At 50.5% G+C, this 17,473-nt stretch carries 16 protein-coding genes; 8 read left to right on the forward strand and 8 right to left on the reverse strand.

Annotated elements, in window-relative coordinates; translation table 11 throughout:
- Nucleotides 1-153: 153 nt before the first annotated feature.
- Complete coding sequence (dusC, locus tag D9738_RS14595; protein ID WP_130260493.1) at nucleotides 154-1,104, reverse strand: tRNA dihydrouridine(16) synthase DusC; 951 nt, start codon at nucleotides 1,102-1,104, stop codon at nucleotides 154-156.
- Nucleotides 1,105-1,376: 272 nt separating this feature from the next.
- Here dusC and D9738_RS14600 point away from each other — a divergent pair, with 272 nt between their 5' ends.
- The 7 genes from D9738_RS14600 to preA all read left to right on the forward strand — a co-directional run bounded on the left by D9738_RS14600 (nucleotide 1,377) and on the right by preA (nucleotide 7,289).
- Nucleotides 1,377-1,775, forward strand: a complete 399-nt coding sequence (locus D9738_RS14600) for a CidA/LrgA family protein (RefSeq protein WP_001295452.1) — start codon at nucleotides 1,377-1,379, stop codon at nucleotides 1,773-1,775.
- A complete protein-coding gene (locus D9738_RS14605) occupies nucleotides 1,772-2,467 on the forward strand; it encodes a CidB/LrgB family autolysis modulator (protein ID WP_130207051.1) in 696 nt (231 codons plus the stop codon). The genes D9738_RS14600 and D9738_RS14605 overlap by 4 nt, the downstream gene beginning before the upstream one ends.
- A 129-nt stretch (nucleotides 2,468-2,596) precedes the next feature.
- On the forward strand, nucleotides 2,597-3,481 hold the full coding sequence (gene cdd / locus D9738_RS14610; RefSeq protein ID WP_130207053.1) for a cytidine deaminase: 885 nt from the start codon (nucleotides 2,597-2,599) through the stop codon (nucleotides 3,479-3,481).
- Between the two features lie 185 nt (nucleotides 3,482-3,666).
- A complete protein-coding gene (gene sanA, locus D9738_RS14615) occupies nucleotides 3,667-4,386 on the forward strand; it encodes an outer membrane permeability protein SanA (RefSeq protein ID WP_130207054.1) in 720 nt (239 codons plus the stop codon).
- Between the two features lie 2 nt (nucleotides 4,387-4,388).
- Nucleotides 4,389-4,628 carry a DUF2542 family protein gene (locus tag D9738_RS14620; RefSeq protein WP_130207056.1) on the forward strand — a complete coding sequence of 80 codons (240 nt, stop codon included), beginning with the start codon at nucleotides 4,389-4,391 and terminating at the stop codon, nucleotides 4,626-4,628.
- A 193-nt stretch (nucleotides 4,629-4,821) separates the two neighbouring features.
- Nucleotides 4,822-6,060, forward strand: a complete 1,239-nt coding sequence (locus D9738_RS14625; protein WP_130260494.1) for an NAD(P)-dependent oxidoreductase — start codon at nucleotides 4,822-4,824, stop codon at nucleotides 6,058-6,060.
- Nucleotides 6,054-7,289: an NAD-dependent dihydropyrimidine dehydrogenase subunit PreA gene (preA, locus tag D9738_RS14630; protein WP_130260495.1), complete on the forward strand. Its 1,236-nt coding sequence runs from the start codon at nucleotides 6,054-6,056 to the stop codon at nucleotides 7,287-7,289. The genes D9738_RS14625 and preA overlap by 7 nt, the downstream gene beginning before the upstream one ends.
- Before the next feature lie 58 nt (nucleotides 7,290-7,347).
- Here preA and mglC read toward each other — a convergent pair whose 3' ends face one another.
- The 6 genes from mglC to folE form a co-directional block, all read right to left on the reverse strand.
- Complete coding sequence (gene mglC, locus D9738_RS14635; protein WP_001275110.1) at nucleotides 7,348-8,358, reverse strand: galactose/methyl galactoside ABC transporter permease MglC; 1,011 nt, start codon at nucleotides 8,356-8,358, stop codon at nucleotides 7,348-7,350.
- A 15-nt stretch (nucleotides 8,359-8,373) separates the two neighbouring features.
- Entirely contained in the window at nucleotides 8,374-9,894 is a 1,521-nt protein-coding gene (mglA, locus tag D9738_RS14640; RefSeq protein WP_130207062.1) for a galactose/methyl galactoside ABC transporter ATP-binding protein MglA, read from the reverse strand.
- Nucleotides 9,895-9,954: 60 nt separating this feature from the next.
- Nucleotides 9,955-10,953 (reverse strand): galactose/glucose ABC transporter substrate-binding protein MglB, encoded by a 999-nt coding sequence (gene mglB / locus D9738_RS14645; RefSeq protein ID WP_001036964.1) that lies wholly within the window; start codon nucleotides 10,951-10,953, stop codon nucleotides 9,955-9,957.
- A gap of 297 nt (nucleotides 10,954-11,250) precedes the next feature.
- Nucleotides 11,251-12,273 (reverse strand): HTH-type transcriptional regulator GalS, encoded by a 1,023-nt coding sequence (gene galS / locus D9738_RS14650; RefSeq protein WP_130207064.1) that lies wholly within the window; start codon nucleotides 12,271-12,273, stop codon nucleotides 11,251-11,253.
- Between the two features lie 141 nt (nucleotides 12,274-12,414).
- Complete coding sequence (yeiB, locus tag D9738_RS14655; protein ID WP_130260496.1) at nucleotides 12,415-13,572, reverse strand: DUF418 domain-containing protein YeiB; 1,158 nt, start codon at nucleotides 13,570-13,572, stop codon at nucleotides 12,415-12,417.
- Nucleotides 13,573-13,588: 16 nt separating this feature from the next.
- Nucleotides 13,589-14,257: a GTP cyclohydrolase I FolE gene (gene folE / locus D9738_RS14660; RefSeq protein WP_001139613.1), complete on the reverse strand. Its 669-nt coding sequence runs from the start codon at nucleotides 14,255-14,257 to the stop codon at nucleotides 13,589-13,591.
- A gap of 257 nt (nucleotides 14,258-14,514) precedes the next feature.
- Between folE and yeiG the strand changes: the two genes are divergently transcribed.
- Complete coding sequence (gene yeiG / locus D9738_RS14665) at nucleotides 14,515-15,351, forward strand: S-formylglutathione hydrolase (RefSeq protein ID WP_130260497.1); 837 nt, start codon at nucleotides 14,515-14,517, stop codon at nucleotides 15,349-15,351.
- Nucleotides 15,352-15,382: 31 nt separating this feature from the next.
- Here yeiG and cirA read toward each other — a convergent pair whose 3' ends face one another.
- Nucleotides 15,383-17,374 (reverse strand): catecholate siderophore receptor CirA, encoded by a 1,992-nt coding sequence (gene cirA, locus D9738_RS14670; protein ID WP_130207070.1) that lies wholly within the window; start codon nucleotides 17,372-17,374, stop codon nucleotides 15,383-15,385.
- Nucleotides 17,375-17,473 lie beyond the last annotated feature (99 nt).

Consider the following 17,473-nt stretch of genomic DNA (forward strand, 5'->3'; position numbering starts at 1 on the left):
GAGCCCGGGGGTGCAGGGGGAGGAGGCGATTGTCCTCCCCCTGCGCGCTCCTTGCGCCAGTGGCAATATGTGGCTTAGCTCATGAAAGGAGCGCAACAAGATGATGAAGCTGAATAAGCGATTCATTGTCTCTGATAAGCTGCGATTCCACTATTATCGCAGCTTATCTATATCAATTGCCTGAATAGCCCTTGCAATATCAGGGGAATTATTCAACACCCGCACATGCTGAAATAATCCCGTTGCTTCATCATATTCTTTACGTAAATAACTCAACCACTGCTTAATCCGCGCGACGTGATATAACCCGGTATCCCCCTGTTTCTCCAGACGGGTATACTTTTGCAGCAATGCAACGACCTCCGGCCATGGCATTCGCGGTTCGTTATATTTCACCACCCGACTCAGGTTGGGAATATTGAGCGCCCCGCGCCCAATCATCACCGCGTCGCAGCCGCTGATAGCCATGCATTGTTGCGCACTCTGCCAGTCCCAGATTTCACCATTGGCAATTACCGGAATATTCAGCCGCTGGCGAATCTCGCCAATCGCCCGCCAGTCAATATGCTCCGCGCGGTACCCCTGCTCTTTTGTCCGCCCATGCACCACCAGCTCCGTAGCACCAGCCTGTTGAACAGCATCGGCAATTTCAAATTTTTTCTCGCCACTGTCCCAGCCCAAACGCACTTTCACGCTGACGGGCAAATGCGCCGGTACGGCTTCGCGCATCGCTTTCGCGCCCTGGTAGATGAGTTCGGGATCTTTCAGTAACGTTGCCCCACCACCGCTGCCGTTAACCGTTTTCGACGGGCAGCCGCAGTTAAGATCCACGCCCCAGGAACCTAATTCCACCGCACGGGCGGCGTTCTCTGCCAGCCATTGCGGGAACTGCCCCAGCAACTGTACACGCACCAGCGTACCTGAAGGAGTACGGCTGGCGTTTTGTAGCTCAGGACAAATGCGATGAAAAACTTTTACCGGCAGCAGTTGATCCACCACGCGAACAAACTCAGTGATGCACAGATCGTAGTCGTTAACTTCGGTCAGCAATTCGCGCACCAGAGAGTCAAGTACCCCCTCCATTGGCGCCAGTAACACACGCATATCATCACCCGCAAAAAAATGAGGCGCTATGTTAGCGCCTCCGGTCAGCGGATTAAAGGTCTGCCGAGTGAGATTGCTGCAAAGCTGCAATCCCTCTCTATGCTTGATCTATGGCAAACACACTTTCTGTTGCGAAAAAGCAGATTTGCCTGAGTTCGCTGCTCACATCGTCATACCCAGGCGCGAAAAATAGCGATGAATTCTTAATGTGATCTGTAGCACATTTTATGAATTAATTGTATGATGAATCAATCTCATCTGGGGTGTTGATTATGAGTAAGACACTGAACATTATCTGGCAATATTTACGCGCTTTCGTCCTGATTTATGCCTGCCTGTATGCAGGCATTTTCATTGCATCCCTGCTACCGGTAACCATTCCGGGCAGCATTATCGGGATGCTGATCCTGTTTGTCCTGCTGGCCTTGCAAATTCTTCCGGCGAAGTGGGTCAATCCGGGGTGTTACGTTTTAATTCGCTATATGGCGCTATTGTTTGTGCCGATTGGCGTAGGCGTAATGCAATATTTTGATTTACTACGCGCGCAGTTTGGCCCGGTAGTGGTTTCCTGTGCAGTCAGTACGCTGGTGGTTTTTCTGGTGGTGAGCTGGAGTTCTCAACTGGTGCACGGTGAACGTAAAGTCGTAGGTCAGAAAGGATCAGAAGAATGATGGCAAATATCTGGTGGTCATTACCGCTGACGTTGATTGTCTTTTTTGCCGCCCGCAAGCTGGCGGCGCGGTATAAGTTTCCCTTGCTTAACCCGTTGCTGGTGGCAATGGTGGTGATCATTCCTTTTTTAATGCTAACCGGCATCTCTTACGACAGCTACTTTAAAGGTAGCGAAGTGCTAAACGATCTGCTGCAACCGGCGGTCGTCGCGCTGGCCTATCCTTTATATGAACAGTTGCATCAGATCCGCGCACGCTGGAAATCAATCATCACCATCTGTTTTATCGGCAGCGTGGTAGCGATGGTGACTGGGACTTGCGTGGCATTGTTGATGGGGGCTTCACCGGAAATTGCTGCGTCAATATTACCGAAATCGGTCACTACGCCAATTGCGATGGCTGTCGGCGGCAGTATTGGCGGTATTCCGGCAATCAGCGCAGTTTGTGTCATTTTCGTCGGGATCCTCGGCGCGGTCTTTGGTCATACGTTACTTAATGCGATGCGTATTCGTACCAAAGCGGCGCGCGGTCTGGCGATGGGGACAGCTTCCCATGCCCTCGGTACGGCGCGCTGCGCCGAGCTGGATTATCAGGAAGGCGCATTTAGTTCGCTGGCGCTGGTGTTATGCGGGATTATTACTTCGTTGATCGCGCCGTTCCTTTTCCCAATTATTCTGGCAGTCATGGGCTAAAATTTGCGATGCGTCGCGCATTTTTGATGTACGTTTCACTTGTTGCATAATTAATGAGATTCAGATCACATATAAAGCCATAGCAGGTTCGTAAACTGTTATCCCATTACATGATTATGAGGCAACGCCATGCATCCACGTTTTCAAACTGCTTTTGCCCAACTTGCGGATAACTTGCAATCTGCGCTGGAACCTATTCTGGCAGACAAGTACTTCCCCGCTTTGTTGACCGGGGAGCAAGTCTCTTCGCTTAAGAGCGCAACCGGGCTGGACGAAGACGCGTTGGCTTTCGCACTGCTACCGCTGGCTGCGGCCTGTGCGCGTACGCCATTGTCGAATTTTAACGTTGGCGCTATTGCACGCGGCGTGAGTGGTACATGGTATTTCGGTGCCAATATGGAATTTATTGGTGCAACAATGCAGCAAACTGTTCATGCCGAACAAAGTGCTATCAGCCACGCCTGGTTAAGCGGTGAGAAAGCTCTCGCGGCCATCACCGTTAACTACACGCCTTGTGGTCACTGCCGTCAGTTTATGAATGAACTGAACAGCGGTCTGGATCTGCGTATTCATCTGCCGGGTCGCGAAGCGCACGCACTGCGTGACTATCTGCCGGATGCCTTTGGGCCAAAAGATCTGGAGATAAAAACGCTGCTGATGGACGAGCAGGATCACGGCTTTACGCTCACTGGTGATGCGCTTTCTCAGGCAGCGATTGCCGCGGCAAACCGTTCGCACATGCCTTACAGTAAGTCACCAAGCGGTGTAGCGCTGGAATGCAAAGACGGTCGTATTTTCAGCGGCAGCTACGCTGAAAACGCCGCATTCAACCCGACTCTGCCGCCGTTGCAGGGTGCGTTAATTCTGTTGAATCTCAAGGGTTATGATTACCCGGATATCCAGCGCGCGGTTCTGGCAGAAAAAGCCGATGCGCCGTTGATTCAGTGGGATGCAACCTCAGCAACGCTGAAAGCTCTCGGTTGTCACAGTATCGACCGCGTTCTTCTCGCTTAAGCCTGGTGCCGGATGTGGCGTGAACGCCTTGTCCGGCCTACAGGTCTGGCACGCTGATAAGCGTTGCCTCAGGCTTGTCAGCGCTCTCCTGATGTCGAAAATCCCGGCAAACAGTTTACCGTTTCTTGCGCAAAAGCAGCGGGTAAAGTAGCCTGATAAAAATTTCCCGAGATCGAGTCTTCTGCATGTTAAAGCGTCTGTTCTACAGCCTGTTAGTCATGATCGGCTTGCTGCTGTTGACTGTGCTCGGCCTCGATCGCTGGATGAGTTGGAAAACCGCGCCTTATATCTACGACGAGTTGCAGGATCTCCCCTACCGTCAGGTCGGCGTGGTGCTTGGCACAGCAAAGTATTATCGCACCGGAGTCATTAATCAGTATTACCGCTACCGTATTCAGGGGGCGATTAATGCCTATAACAGCGGTAAGGTGAACTATCTATTACTTAGCGGCGATAACGCGTTGCAAAGTTATAACGAGCCGATGACCATGCGCAAAGATTTAATAGCCGCTGGCGTCGACCCCTCTGATATTGTTCTCGATTACGCGGGCTTCCGAACACTGGATTCCATCGTACGCACGCGCAAAGTGTTCGATACTAATGATTTCATTATTATCACCCAGCGTTTTCACTGTGAACGGGCATTATTTATCGCTTTACATATGGGTATTCAGGCCCAGTGTTATGCCGTACCATCGCCAAAAGATATGTGGTCTGTCCGTATTCGCGAATTTGCCGCCCGTTTCGGCGCGCTGGCTGACCTTTATATTTTTAAACGTGAGCCGCGCTTTTTAGGTCCATTGGTCCCTATTCCGGCAATGCATCAAGTGCCGGAAGATGCGCAGGGCTATCCCGCCGTCACGCCCGAGCAGTTACTTGAATTACAAAAGAAACAAGGAAAGTAGTTATGGATGTACAGCAGTTTTTTGTCGTTGCCGTTTTTTTCCTAATCCCTGTATTTTGTTTTCGCGAAGCGTGGAAAGGCTGGCGTGCTGGCGCGATTGATAAACGGGTTAAAAATTCGCCGGAACCGGTGTATGTCTGGCGCGAAAAAAATCCGGGACTCTTCTTTGCGTATATGGTGGCGTATTGCGGTTTCGGAATTTTATCTATTGGCATGATTATTTATCTTATTTTCTATCGTTAATATTTCCCTCTCCAGATAATTATTGAGAATAATTATTACTTCACCTGATAAGCTGCGGATATCACATTCTTAACCGCGGCTATTTGTGAATCCTTTCACAGTTTAAATTTCCCCGCACGCTTAGCCTTAATATCAATACATTATTATTCACTAAACGCTCGCCTTAATTACCTATAGCATTAAGGAAGATCACATGCCGCAACAAAATTATCTGGATGAACTCACTCCGGCTTTTACGCCTTTACTGGCGATTAAAGAAGCCTCTCGCTGTTTATTATGTCACGACGCGCCCTGTAGTCAGGCTTGCCCGGCGCAAACCGATCCGGGAAAATTTATTCGCTCAATTTATTTTCGTAATTTTAAAGGTGCTGCCGAGACAATTCGCGAAAATAACGCGCTCGGTGCCGTTTGCGCCAGAGTATGCCCGACGGAAAAATTATGCCAGCGCGGTTGTACACGAGCCGGTGTCGACGACCCAATTGATATTGGTCGCTTACAGCGTTTTGTTACTGATTTCGAGCAGCAAACCGGAATGGAGATTTATCAGCCCGGTAGTAAAACACTCGGCAAAGTGGCGATTATTGGTGCAGGCCCTGCCGGGCTACAAGCGAGTGTGACACTGACCAACCGGGGATACGACGTCACTATTTATGAAAAAGAAGCACAGCCAGGTGGTTGGCTGCGTAATGGCATTCCGCAATTTCGTTTGCCGCAATCGGTGCTGGATGCAGAAATCGCCCGTATCGAAAAAATGGGGGTGACCATTAAGTGCAATTGCGAGATTGGTAAAACACTCCCCCTGGAGCAACTTAAAGCGGAAAACCGAGCGGTACTGGTGACTGTCGGTTTATCGCGCGGGGCCACCCTGCCGCTGTTTGAGCATAGCGATGTTGAGATCGCCGTCGATTTCCTGCAACGCGCACGCCAGGCACAAGGCGATATCAGCGTCCCGCAGAACGCATTAATTATTGGTGGCGGCGATGTCGCAATGGACGTTGCCAGCACGCTGAAAGTTCTCGGTTGCCAGGCAGTAACTTGCGTAGCGCGTGAAGAGTTAGATGAGTTTCCGGCAAGCAAGAAAGAGTTCACCAGCGCTCAAAAATTGGGTGTATCGATTATCGATGGCTTTACGCCATTGGCTGTAGACGGCAATAAAGTGACGTTTAAACATGTTCGTTTACCGGGCGAACTGACGATGGCTGCGGACAAAATTATTCTCGCTGTAGGTCAACATGCCGAACTTGCCGCTTTTTCCGCACTGGAACCACAGCGCAACACCATCGAAACGCAAAATTACCAGACCCGCGACCCGCAACTGTTTGCCGCTGGCGATATTGTTGAGGGTGACAAAACCGTGGTTTATGCAGTGAAAACCGGGAAAGAAGCCGCCGAGGCGATTCATCATTATTTAGAGGGAGCTTGCTCATGTTAACGAAAGATCTTTCTATTACCTTTTGCGGCGTGAAGTTTCCCAACCCGTTCTGCCTCTCTTCTTCGCCGGTTGGCAATTGCTACGAGATGTGCGCCAAAGCCTACGACACCGGCTGGGGTGGCGTGGTGTTCAAAACGATCGGCTTTTTTATCGCTAATGAAGTCTCACCGCGTTTTGATCATCTGGTGAAAGAAGATACCGGTTTTATCGGCTTCAAAAATATGGAGCAGATTGCTGAACATCCGTTGGAAGAGAATCTGGCCGCACTGCGTCGGCTGAAAGAAGATTACCCGGACAAAGTATTGATCGCCTCGATCATGGGGGAAAATGAGCAGCAGTGGGAAGAGCTGGCGCGTCTGGTACAAGAAGCTGGCGCGGATATGATCGAGTGTAACTTCTCCTGTCCGCAGATGACCTCCCATGCGATGGGTAGCGATGTCGGGCAAAGCCCGGAGCTGGTAGAAAAATATTGTCGGGCAGTGAAACGTGGTTCCACGCTGCCAATGCTGGCGAAGATGACGCCGAATATCGGTGATATGTGCGAAGTGGCGCTGGCGGCAAAACGCGGCGGCGCAGATGGCATTGCGGCGATTAACACCGTCAAATCCATCACCAATATCGATCTTAATCAGAAAATCGGTATGCCGATCGTCAACGGTAAATCGAGTATTTCCGGTTATTCCGGTAAAGCAGTGAAACCGATCGCCCTGCGCTTTATTCAGCAAATGCGCACCCATCCAGAGCTGCGCGATTTCCCGATCAGCGGTATCGGCGGTATTGAAACCTGGGAAGATGCGGCGGAGTTTTTATTGCTCGGCGCGGCAACCTTGCAGGTGACCACCGGCATTATGCAGTACGGGTATCGGATAGTGGAAGATATGGCGAGCGGGTTGTCGCATTACCTTGCCGATCAGGGATTTGCCTCGTTGCAGGAGATGGTGGGTCTGGCGAATCATAATATTGTTCCGGCAGAAGATTTAGACCGCAGCTATATCGTCTATCCCCATATCAATCTCGATAAATGTGTTGGCTGTGGGCGCTGTTACATTTCCTGTTACGACGGCGGTCATCAGGCGATGGAATGGAACGAGAAAGCGCGCACGCCGCATTGTAATACCGAAAAATGCGTTGGTTGTTTGCTTTGCGGTCATGTTTGCCCGGTGAGTTGTATCGATCTCGGGGAAGTGAAGTTTAAGAAGGGAGAGAAAGAACACCCGGTAACGTTGTAAAACCAGCATTTGGCACCGATTGCCGGATGCGGCGCATCCGGCAATACCCACAATCACATCACTTCTTACGCGCGTACTTCAGTGAATCCAGCGCCACGGCGAAGATAATAATCGCCCCTTTGATGATGTACTGCCAGTACGGGTTTACGCCGATGTACGTCAGGCCATAGTTAATGACCGTAAAGATAATTACCCCGGTCACTACACCAATGACCGTCCCCACACCGCCGCTGAACGATACGCCGCCCACCACGCACGCCGCGATAGCATCCAGCTCATACATAAAGCCGAGGTTGTTGGTGGCCGAGCCGATACGTCCAGCTTCTAACATCCCGCCGAAGGCATAGAACACGCCAGACAGCGCGTAGATCATCAGCAGGTTCAGGCCGACGTTAACACCAGATACTTTTGCCGCTTCCGGGTTACCGCCGATAGCAAAAATATTCTTACCGAAGCGGGTTTTGTTCCACAGTACCCAAACGAACGCCACGGCAATCAGCGCGTAGAAGGTGATGTAAGAGAGCCGGAAACTCCCCAGTGCAATAAATCCCTGGGCAAAGGTGGAGAAGCCGCTATCAAAACCAGAAATCGGCGACGCCCCCACAAAGTCGTAATAGAGCGAGTTGATGCCGTAGACGATAATCATCGTGCCGAGAGTGGTAATAAATGGCGTTACGTTGAGATAGGCGATAATCAGGCCGTTGATCAAACCGATAACCGCGCCAATAGCACAGACAATCAGAATAACCAGCGCAATCGGCATCGTCGCCATTTCCGGGAACACTTTGTTGGCGTTATCCATGGACTGCAATAACGTCGCCGCTACAACTGCCGCCAACCCCACCTGACGACCAGCGGAAAGGTCAGTCCCCTGGGTGACAATTAACCCTGCAACGCCGAGCGCAATAATAATACGCACCGATGACTGGGTGAGAATATTACTTAAGTTCAACAGACTTAAAAATGTTGGGTCCTGGAAAATAATAATCGCCAGCAAAACTAAAAGAACGACGTAAATACCGCCCTCTTTCAGGTAAGTAAGAAAACTTTTCTTATTTAACGCACTCATGGGAAGCCCCTAATCTTAAAGGTGCAAAGACGCAAGACGCAGAATTTCGTTTTGCGTTGTTGTTTTTGTATCGACAATTCCGGAAACGAGGCCATTGCTCATAACCAGAATACGGTCTGTTATCCCTAACAACTCTGGCATTTCAGAGGAGATAATAATAATCCCCTTGCCTTTCTTCGCCAGTTCGGCAATTAACTGATAAATTTCAAACTTCGCCCCAACATCAATACCGCGCGTTGGTTCGTCGAGCATTAATATTTCCGGTTGCGTCAGTAACCAACGACCAATAATCACCTTTTGCTGATTACCACCTGAGAGCGAACCAATTTGCGTCCGATGACCTGGCGTTTTTACCCGCATCGAATCAATCACCCACTGGGTATCGCTTTTCATCCGCGAGTTATCCAACAAGCCCACTTTATTTTTGTAGTTGCGAATATTGGAAATTAATGAGTTAAAGCCAATATCCAGATAGGCATAAATTCCCGTTGAACGGCGTTCTTCAGTTACTAGTGCAAATCCGTGGTTAATGGCTTCGTTGGCATTATGGTTATTGATCTTTTTGCCATGCAACGTAATGGTGCCAGCAGATTTCTCGCGAATGCCAAATAATGTCTCAACAATATCGGTACGTTTCGCCCCCACCAGCCCGGCAATACCGAGGATCTCCCCTTTATGCAGGTCAAACGAGACATCGCGAATCGATGGCTGGCGTAGTGACGTCAGGTTACGCACTTCGAGGATCACTTCGCCCGGCTTGTTTTCTTTATCCGGGAAACGCTGGTTAAGAGAACGACCAACCATCATGGCGATGATCTTGTCCATCGTCAGCCCTTCCAGCGGTTCGGTAGCGATCCACTGACCGTCGCGCAATACGGTGACTTCATCACATAACTGGAAAATCTCTTCCATTTTATGCGAGATATAGACAATACCGCAGCCGCGTTCTTTTAATTTACGAATAATAGTAAACAGATGATTGACCTCTTTTTCGGTTAACGAAGAAGTCGGTTCATCCATAATCACAATTTTCGCGTTATAGGAAAACGCTTTAGCAATTTCGATCATCTGCATTTGCGAAACGGATAATGTGCCGACGCGCGCACGCGGATCGATATCAATATCCAGTTCATCAAAAATCGCTTTAGTTTCGCGGTACATTTTGTCCTGATCAACAAACATGCCTTTGGTGGGATATCGCCCCAGCCACATGTTGTCCATCACCGAACGTTGTAATACCAGGTTTAACTCCTGGTGTACCATCGAAATACCATTTTCCAGTGCTTCTTTGGCAGAATGAAAATCGATCTCTTTACCCTGGAATAAAATGGTGCCGGCATCTTTTTGATAAATACCAAACAGGCATTTTAATAATGTTGATTTTCCCGCGCCGTTTTCCCCCATTAATGCATGGATAGAATGTGGCCGGACATTTAAATTAACGTTATCAAGTGCCTTAACACCGGGAAAGGACTTGTTGATACCGCTCATTTCCAACAAGTATTCACCTGATGACGGAGTCGTTGAGCTGACCATATAATTTTACCTTGTTGGTCATACAATAAGGGCGCAATAAACTATTGCGCCCGTTCAGTCTTATTTCTTGCTGAATTCAGCCAGGTTATCTTTGTCTACGCCAACATAAGGTACGCGAACCACTTTGTTGTCGATTTTCCAGTTGGTGCCGTCAGCGGCGCCCTTGCCATCGGCCAGGTTTTTCGCCAGATCAAAAGTCGCTTTCGCTTGGTTGTTGGCATCATTCAGTACGGTACCCGCCAGCGCACCGGATTTCACCAGCGCCAGAGCTTCTGGCAGCGCATCGACGCCAAACACCGGAATGCTGGACTTGTTGTGTGCTTTCAGCGCTTCAACCGCACCCATTGCCATCGCATCGTTGTTAGCAATAACCACTTCGATTTTGTTGGCGTTCGGGCCAGACAGCCAGGCGTCCATCTTATCTTTCGCCTGAGCAGTGTCCCACATAGCGGTATCTAACTGTAACTGTTCAGTTTTGATGCCTTTGTCGTTCAGTTCTTTAATCACGTAAGTGGTGCGTGCTTCTGCGTCCGGATGGCCCGGCTCGCCTTTCAGCAGTACGAACTGAATCTGACCGTCTTTGTTCAGATCCCACCCCTGATTCGCCGCCCAGTGTTTAGCAATCAGATCGCCCTGGATAATGCCGGACTCTTTGGAGTCAGTACCAACGTAGTAGGCTTTGTCGTAGCTATCCAGTGCCTTACGGGAAGGTTCTTTGTTGAAGAAAACCACCGGCACGTTTTGCCCGCGCGCTTTCTCAATCACCGTACCCGCAGCTGCCGGGTCAACCAGGTTGATTGCCAGCGCCTTCACCCCTTTCGCCAACAGCACGTCAATCTGATCGTTCTGCTTGGACTGGTCATTCTGTGAATCATTCATCAGCAACTGGACGTCTGGTGCTGCTTTCGCATCCTGTTCGATAGCCTTACGCACAACAGACATAAAGTTATCGTCATATTTATAAATCGTCACACCAATACGGGTATCAGCAGCGTGTGCAGCGGCGCCGAATAACATGCTGGCCATCACAGCAGACAGGGTTAACACCTTCTTATTCATGGTATCTCCGGTTTTTCTTATGCAGGGTAGTGCTTGAGATAAATGCTCGGCGGGCCAGTATGGTTAATGAAGTGTTACTGAACGCCGAAGCTCATTTTTAAAAATCCGTTCGTCCATGCCCGGTAACGCTCCATAAAACGGCTCTAATTGTTGTTATGACGCCATAACCTCGATAAAAGCGATTATTCGCTGTTACATACAAGTTACAACGTTAAAACGGTGCAATCATAGCTACCACATTGTTAACATACTGTGAAATCACTCACAAATTGAAAGCGGTTACATCCCCTGATTTGCTCAGTTAGTGATCGCCGCCGCATTCTGGCGTATTGCGACAGAATGGCGGCGCACTAACGTCGGCATAAAACAGTGGCTGGCACGCGGATCAATGTTGCCTGCTGCCCCCTGCAAGGCCAGTTCCGTGGCTAATTTTGCCATCGAAGCAATGGGGTAACGCACGGTCGTTAATTGCGGGTCGGTGTAACGAGCAATGGGGATATCATCGAAACCGATGATTGAGAGATGTAACGGAATCGCAATGCCATTATCTTTTAATGCCGTCAGAGCGCCAGCGGCCATATTGTCGTTATAGGCAAATACAGCGGTAAGTTGTAGATTGCGCCCGAGTAGTTCAACCATCGCCGCCTCGCCGCCTGGCATATCCGGCGTCCCCGTGCCAATCCAGCTTTCCGGCGGAACAATATCCTGCTCTTTCAGCGCGCTTATCCAGCCCGCTTTACGCATTGCGTCATCTTCAATGCTGTGGCTGGAAGAGAGATAACCGATACGTTGATGGCCGTTGTTCAGCAACATGCGCGTCGCCATTCTGGCACCGCTGATATTATCCAGACAAACACAGCGATGGGCATAGCCTGGCACAACCCGATTGATGAGCACCATGCCGGGAATGTTGTCCATAAATTGCGCCAGCTCGTCGTCACTTAACGCCTTTGAATGAACAATCAATGCGTTACAACGCTGGCGGATTAGCACTTCGATGGCGTGACGCTCTTTTTCCGCTTCATGATAGCTATTGCCAATCAACACATATTTCTGATGTTGCTGGGCAACGAGATCGACAGCTTTAACCAATGCGCCGAAAAATGCATCTGAAACATCCATGACCACCACACCGATGGTATCGCTCACCTGAGTTGCCAGCGCCTGTGCATTGGCATTTGGCCGATAATCCAACTCACTCACCGCTTTCATAACTGCTTCACGCGTGTCGGCACTTACCAGCGTGCTGTTATTGAGCACCCGGGAAACCGTTGCCACAGAGACGCCAGCCTGACGCGCTACATCACGAATGGTGATCATATTCACTACCTGTTATGAGATTGCAGTAGGTTACTGCTTGCTGGCGGCTATTTTGTCAGCACTGAATACAGGACTTCGTGAATCGAGTCACAGCAATGGAAACGGTTACAGCCGTTTTGTTAATGAATGTGATCCAGATCGTTATCTGGATGTTTTAGATAATGCAGGTCCGGCAGCGCGCAAGGTTAACTGACGCCAGAGCCATTCCACCGGCCCCTGACGGAAGTAACGCAGCCAGATAACAGAGAAAAGCAGGTTCGCCAGCCATACCGGAACGACAAACGCCAGCAACTCCAGGCGGTCAAACTGCATAAACAAACCGAGGTGGTAAAACAGCGTGGTACAAATCAGCGTTTGCAGTAGATAATTGGTTAGCGCCATCCGTCCGACGCAGGCGATTGCCAGCACCAGCCTGAAGCGGCTTAATTGCGGCCAAAAGCCATAAAACAGCGACGCATAGCCAATTGCCTGAAACGGCGCGCTAAGTTCACGCGGCATTTGAAGTAAGAAGGCACACCAGCGATACGCCCAGTCCAGCCGCCATTGCAGTGCGATAGCAGGAAGGTTAATCAGCACACCAATTGCTACCAGCACAAAACCGGTACGACGATAGTGATGTAAGCTGAACTGCCCTTTCAGCCAGCCGCTGCGCATCAGCGCCGCGCCAATTAACATCATCCCCGCCAGTTGCCAGCCATACTGCGCGCCCAGTGCCAGTAAACTGTTGCCTACGCCATCGGCACGGTTACTGATCGCTTCGACGCCGCCATGAAGTTTCCAGTATTTTTCATACAAAATGGCCGATGCATCTGGCGTCCAGGCGCGGCTGGTCTGGCTGTCAGAAATCAACCCCAGCAACAGCAAAACGCCAATCCCCACCAGATACAGCATCACGCCAGTATTAAATAAACTTTTTACCGATGGCGCATCGCGCACCAGTCGCCAACTGATTAAGCCCACCAACCCGTAAGCCAGCAGGATATCGCCGTCCCAGAACAATAAACCGTGAATAAAGCCCAGCAAGACTAACAGTGTTAACCGCGACTGAATCCAGCGTCTGCCGCGCGGCAGCAACATTTGCAGGCCCGCGCCAAACAGCAGCGCAAAAAGCGTGAGGAATTTTACCTGGCCGATGAGATCCAAAAACGCCCAGGTCCAGGCGTCGGATGGGGTAATAGTGCCATACCAGGCGGGATTGAGATAAGCCGCCTTTGGTAAACCAAAGGCGCTGATGTTTAATAGCAGGATCCCCAGAATGGCGACGCCGCGAACAAAATCGAGCGTGACGTTGCGCTCCATGGTTCCTGCCTTTTAATCAGTTGTGATGACGCACAGCGCGCAGAAACTCGTGCCGCGTATTCTGACTGGATTTGAACAAACCACCGAGGGAGGTCGTTGTCGTGGCGCTGGTTGCATCGCGGATGCCACGCGCTTTCACGCAGTAATGCACCGCGTCGATGGAGACAGCCACGTTATTGGTCCCCAGCAGCGTTTGCAGCGCAATGAGGATTTGCTGAGTCAGACGTTCCTGCACCTGCGGGCGCTGGGCAAAGAACTGCACGATGCGGTTAATTTTCGACAGGCCAATCACCGAATCTTTCGGGATATAGGCTACCGTCGCTTTGCCATCGATAGTGACAAAATGGTGCTCGCAGGTGCTGGTCAGGGTGATATCGCGCACGGTGACCATTTCATCGACCTTCATTTTGTTTTCAATGAGGGTGATTTTCGGGAAATTGGCGTAATCCAGACCGGAGAAAATTTCATCGACATACATTTTAGCGATGCGATGCGGCGTTTCCATCAAACTGTCATCAGCGAGGTCGAGATTCAATAGCTGCATGATTTCAGTCATATGACCGGCGATAAGGCTTTTGCGCGTTTCGTTATCCATTTCATGCACGGGCGGGCGCAGCGGTGTTTCCAGTCCTCGCGCAACTAACGCTTCATGAACCAGGGCCGCTTCTTTACTGAGTGATGGCATTTATGTTTTCTCCTGCAGGTGTGACGCCTCCGCCCTGCGTGGGGGCAAAGTTATTAAGCTGATTAGCAGCCCGATTATTGTGCGTGAGGTGGCGCACATAATCCAGTATTCACAGCGATAATTATTGTAATTGCCGCTGCCTTTCAGCGTTAGATGTTAAAACATCGTTATGCATATGCGGAAGTGAAAGTTACTCACAGCGCATTGAATAAACGGTATGATGACTAAAATGCAAACAACACAACAAGGAGCCACGCATGGAAATGCTCGAAGAGCACCGCTGTTTTGAAGGCTGGCAGCAACGCTGGCGGCACGACTCCAGTACCTTAAATTGCCCGATGACGTTCAGCATCTTTCTCCCACCGCCCCGCGACAACGCCCCTCCGCCTGTGCTGTACTGGCTTTCAGGTTTAACCTGCAATGACGAGAACTTCACCACCAAAGCAGGCGCTCAGCGCGTAGCGGCAGAACTGGGGATTGTGCTGGTGATGCCAGACACCAGCCCGCGCGGCGAACAGGTTGCCAACGATGATGGCTACGATTTAGGCCAGGGTGCAGGGTTTTATCTCAACGCCACGCAACCACCGTGGGCGACGCATTACCGGATGTATGATTACCTGCGCGATGAATTACCAACGCTGATTCAATCGCAATTTAACGTCAGCGATCGCTGTGCTATTAGCGGTCATTCGATGGGGGGTCATGGCGCATTGATTATGGCGCTGAAAAATCCGGGCAAATACACCAGTGTTTCGGCCTTTGCGCCGATTGTGAATCCGTGCTGCGTCCCGTGGGGAATCAAAGCGTTTAGCACCTATTTAGGTGAGGACAAAAATGCATGGCTGGAATGGGACAGTTGCGCGCTGATGTACGCCAGCAATGCGCAAGATGTGATTCCGACGCTTATCGATCAGGGTGATAACGATCAGTTTCTTGCCGACCAGCTTCAACCCGCGGTACTGGCAGAAGCTGCGCGCCAGAAAGCGTGGCCGATGACGCTACGTATTCAACCTGGTTATGATCACAGTTATTACTTCATTGCTTCTTTTATAGAGGATCATCTGCGCTTCCATGCGCAGTATTTACTGAAGTGAAAGTTCGCCCGGTTCGCCGGGCATCTCCTCATCAGAAGCGATAATCCACTGCCATAAAGTAACGACGCCCGTCTTCGTTATAGCTGTAGTCATCACGACTCAGATCTTTGTCGCCCAGGTTCAGCACGCCTGCGCGCAGTTTGACATCTTTGGTCACCTGCCAGGCCGCGCCGGTATTCCAGATGGTATAACCGCCCGGTGTTTTAGCGGTATCGCTGTCGGCTCGTTTCTGACCGGTGTAGTGACCAGAAACATAGAACGACCAGTCTTCCAGCGCCAGCGGTTTCCAGTCCAGCGTACCGTTAGCGGTATGGAACGGCAGATCGGATAGCGGTTTGTTTTCACCGTTGCTGACATCGCGTCCATCGTTGTAGGTGTAGTTGAGTGACAGCTTCCATTCATCGTTGAACGGGATTTTCAACTCAGTTTCCACACCCTGAATACGTGCTTTATTGACGTTGTAGTAACTGAACACCGGTATACGTCGACCGTTTGCCCCCGTTTCAAAACCAACAAAGTTTTGGTAACCCGGCGCAGCATTGACGTCAGATGTACGGCTGATGCTAATACGATCTTTCACATCATTGCGGAAGACGGTCACACTGGATTCAACGCCTTCCAACCAACCTTCTTCGCCCATGTAGTAAAGCCCCAGCTCCCAACTTTCGCTGGTTTCTGGTTTCAGGTCCGGGCTACCAATAATCTTGCATGCGCCACGGCAGGAGTTGGTCGTCCAGTCGGGGCTAAGTTGTAATAACGAAGGTGCTTTAAAAGCCGTCGCCCAGCCGCCTTTTACTGTTACGGTATCGGTGGCGTTATAGACCAGATAGGCTCGCGGACTCCAGTGTTCGCCGTAGGTTTCGTGATCGTCCATACGCACGCCGGTCGTCAGCGCCAGCGGCTCGAAGATCCGCCATTCATCTTCCACAAACAGCGCGTACTGACTGGCGGACGTTTTAGTGCTGGTGCCGCCGGTCAGGTTCACCGCATCGCTAAGTTTGTCGTGGCGCCATTCACCACCCACCGTGACAAACTGATTGATAGCCGTCAGCGGCAGCGTGTATTTACCATCGACCGTGTTACTTTCGGAAGTAATCGGGCTACTGTTGCCAGGGTTTTTGTTCTCGACTTTCTCACCATAATATTTCAGTTCGCTGGTGCCGTAATCCCAGCGCCCATTATGGCTTACGGAGTAGTTCTGGCGTTCGAGGCGGTTTTTGTCCAGCGAGTCAGAATCGCGATCCTGGCGGTCGAAACCGTAACCAGCGGTAAAATCGTGATTTTGATTCGGCGTCCAGGCAAATTCGACATTGCCGTCGCGGCTGGAGAATCCTTCAATACGCGGCGTTTCTCCCGTGTCGGTAGTAGAGGAACTCTGCGGGTCATCCTTTTCACGTTTTGCCAGGCTGCCGTAAGCTTTCATTCCCAGCACGCCGTCAATCAGCGGTCCACTCGTGAAGAACTGGCCGTTGTAGGTGTCACCGCGATCGCGATGTTCCTGAATGGTGGTATCTACCGTTACCGTACCTGACCATTTCTGGCCGATTTTTTTAGTGATGATGTTCACCACGCCGCCGAGCGCATCGGAACCATACAGTGAAGACATCGGGCCACGTACCACTTCGATACGTTCGATGGAATCGACCGGGATCCAGTTCAGGTCAAAGTCATTATGGCGGAAGACGGCATTGCGCGAGTTAACACGTTTACCATCGACAAGAATCAGGGTGTAGCTGCTATCCAGACCACGAATACTGACGCCCTTACGGTTGTCCCCTTCGTTAGTCAGTTGTACGCCCGGCACTTCTTTGAGGACATCCTTCAAATTTTGCACTGGTTTACGTTGCAAATCTTGCTGGGTAATGACACTGATACTGGCGGGCGCATCTTTGAGGTTTTGTTCAACGGAAGATGCCGTGACTACCATCGTTTCGCCATCATCATCAACCGCTAACACAGGCCATGCACATGAAACTGCGGACAAACACAGCCCGACCCGTACGAAAGGGTTCAACCTAAACATTCCATATCTCCATGAGGTAACTACGAAAATAAAATGGGTTATCGCTCACATCTTCTTCATGTCCCCTTGCGTACGGCAGCATCGCGGTAGACTTTTTTG

This window comes from Escherichia sp. E10V5, assembly GCF_004212315.1.
Taxonomy (GTDB): domain Bacteria; phylum Pseudomonadota; class Gammaproteobacteria; order Enterobacterales; family Enterobacteriaceae; genus Escherichia.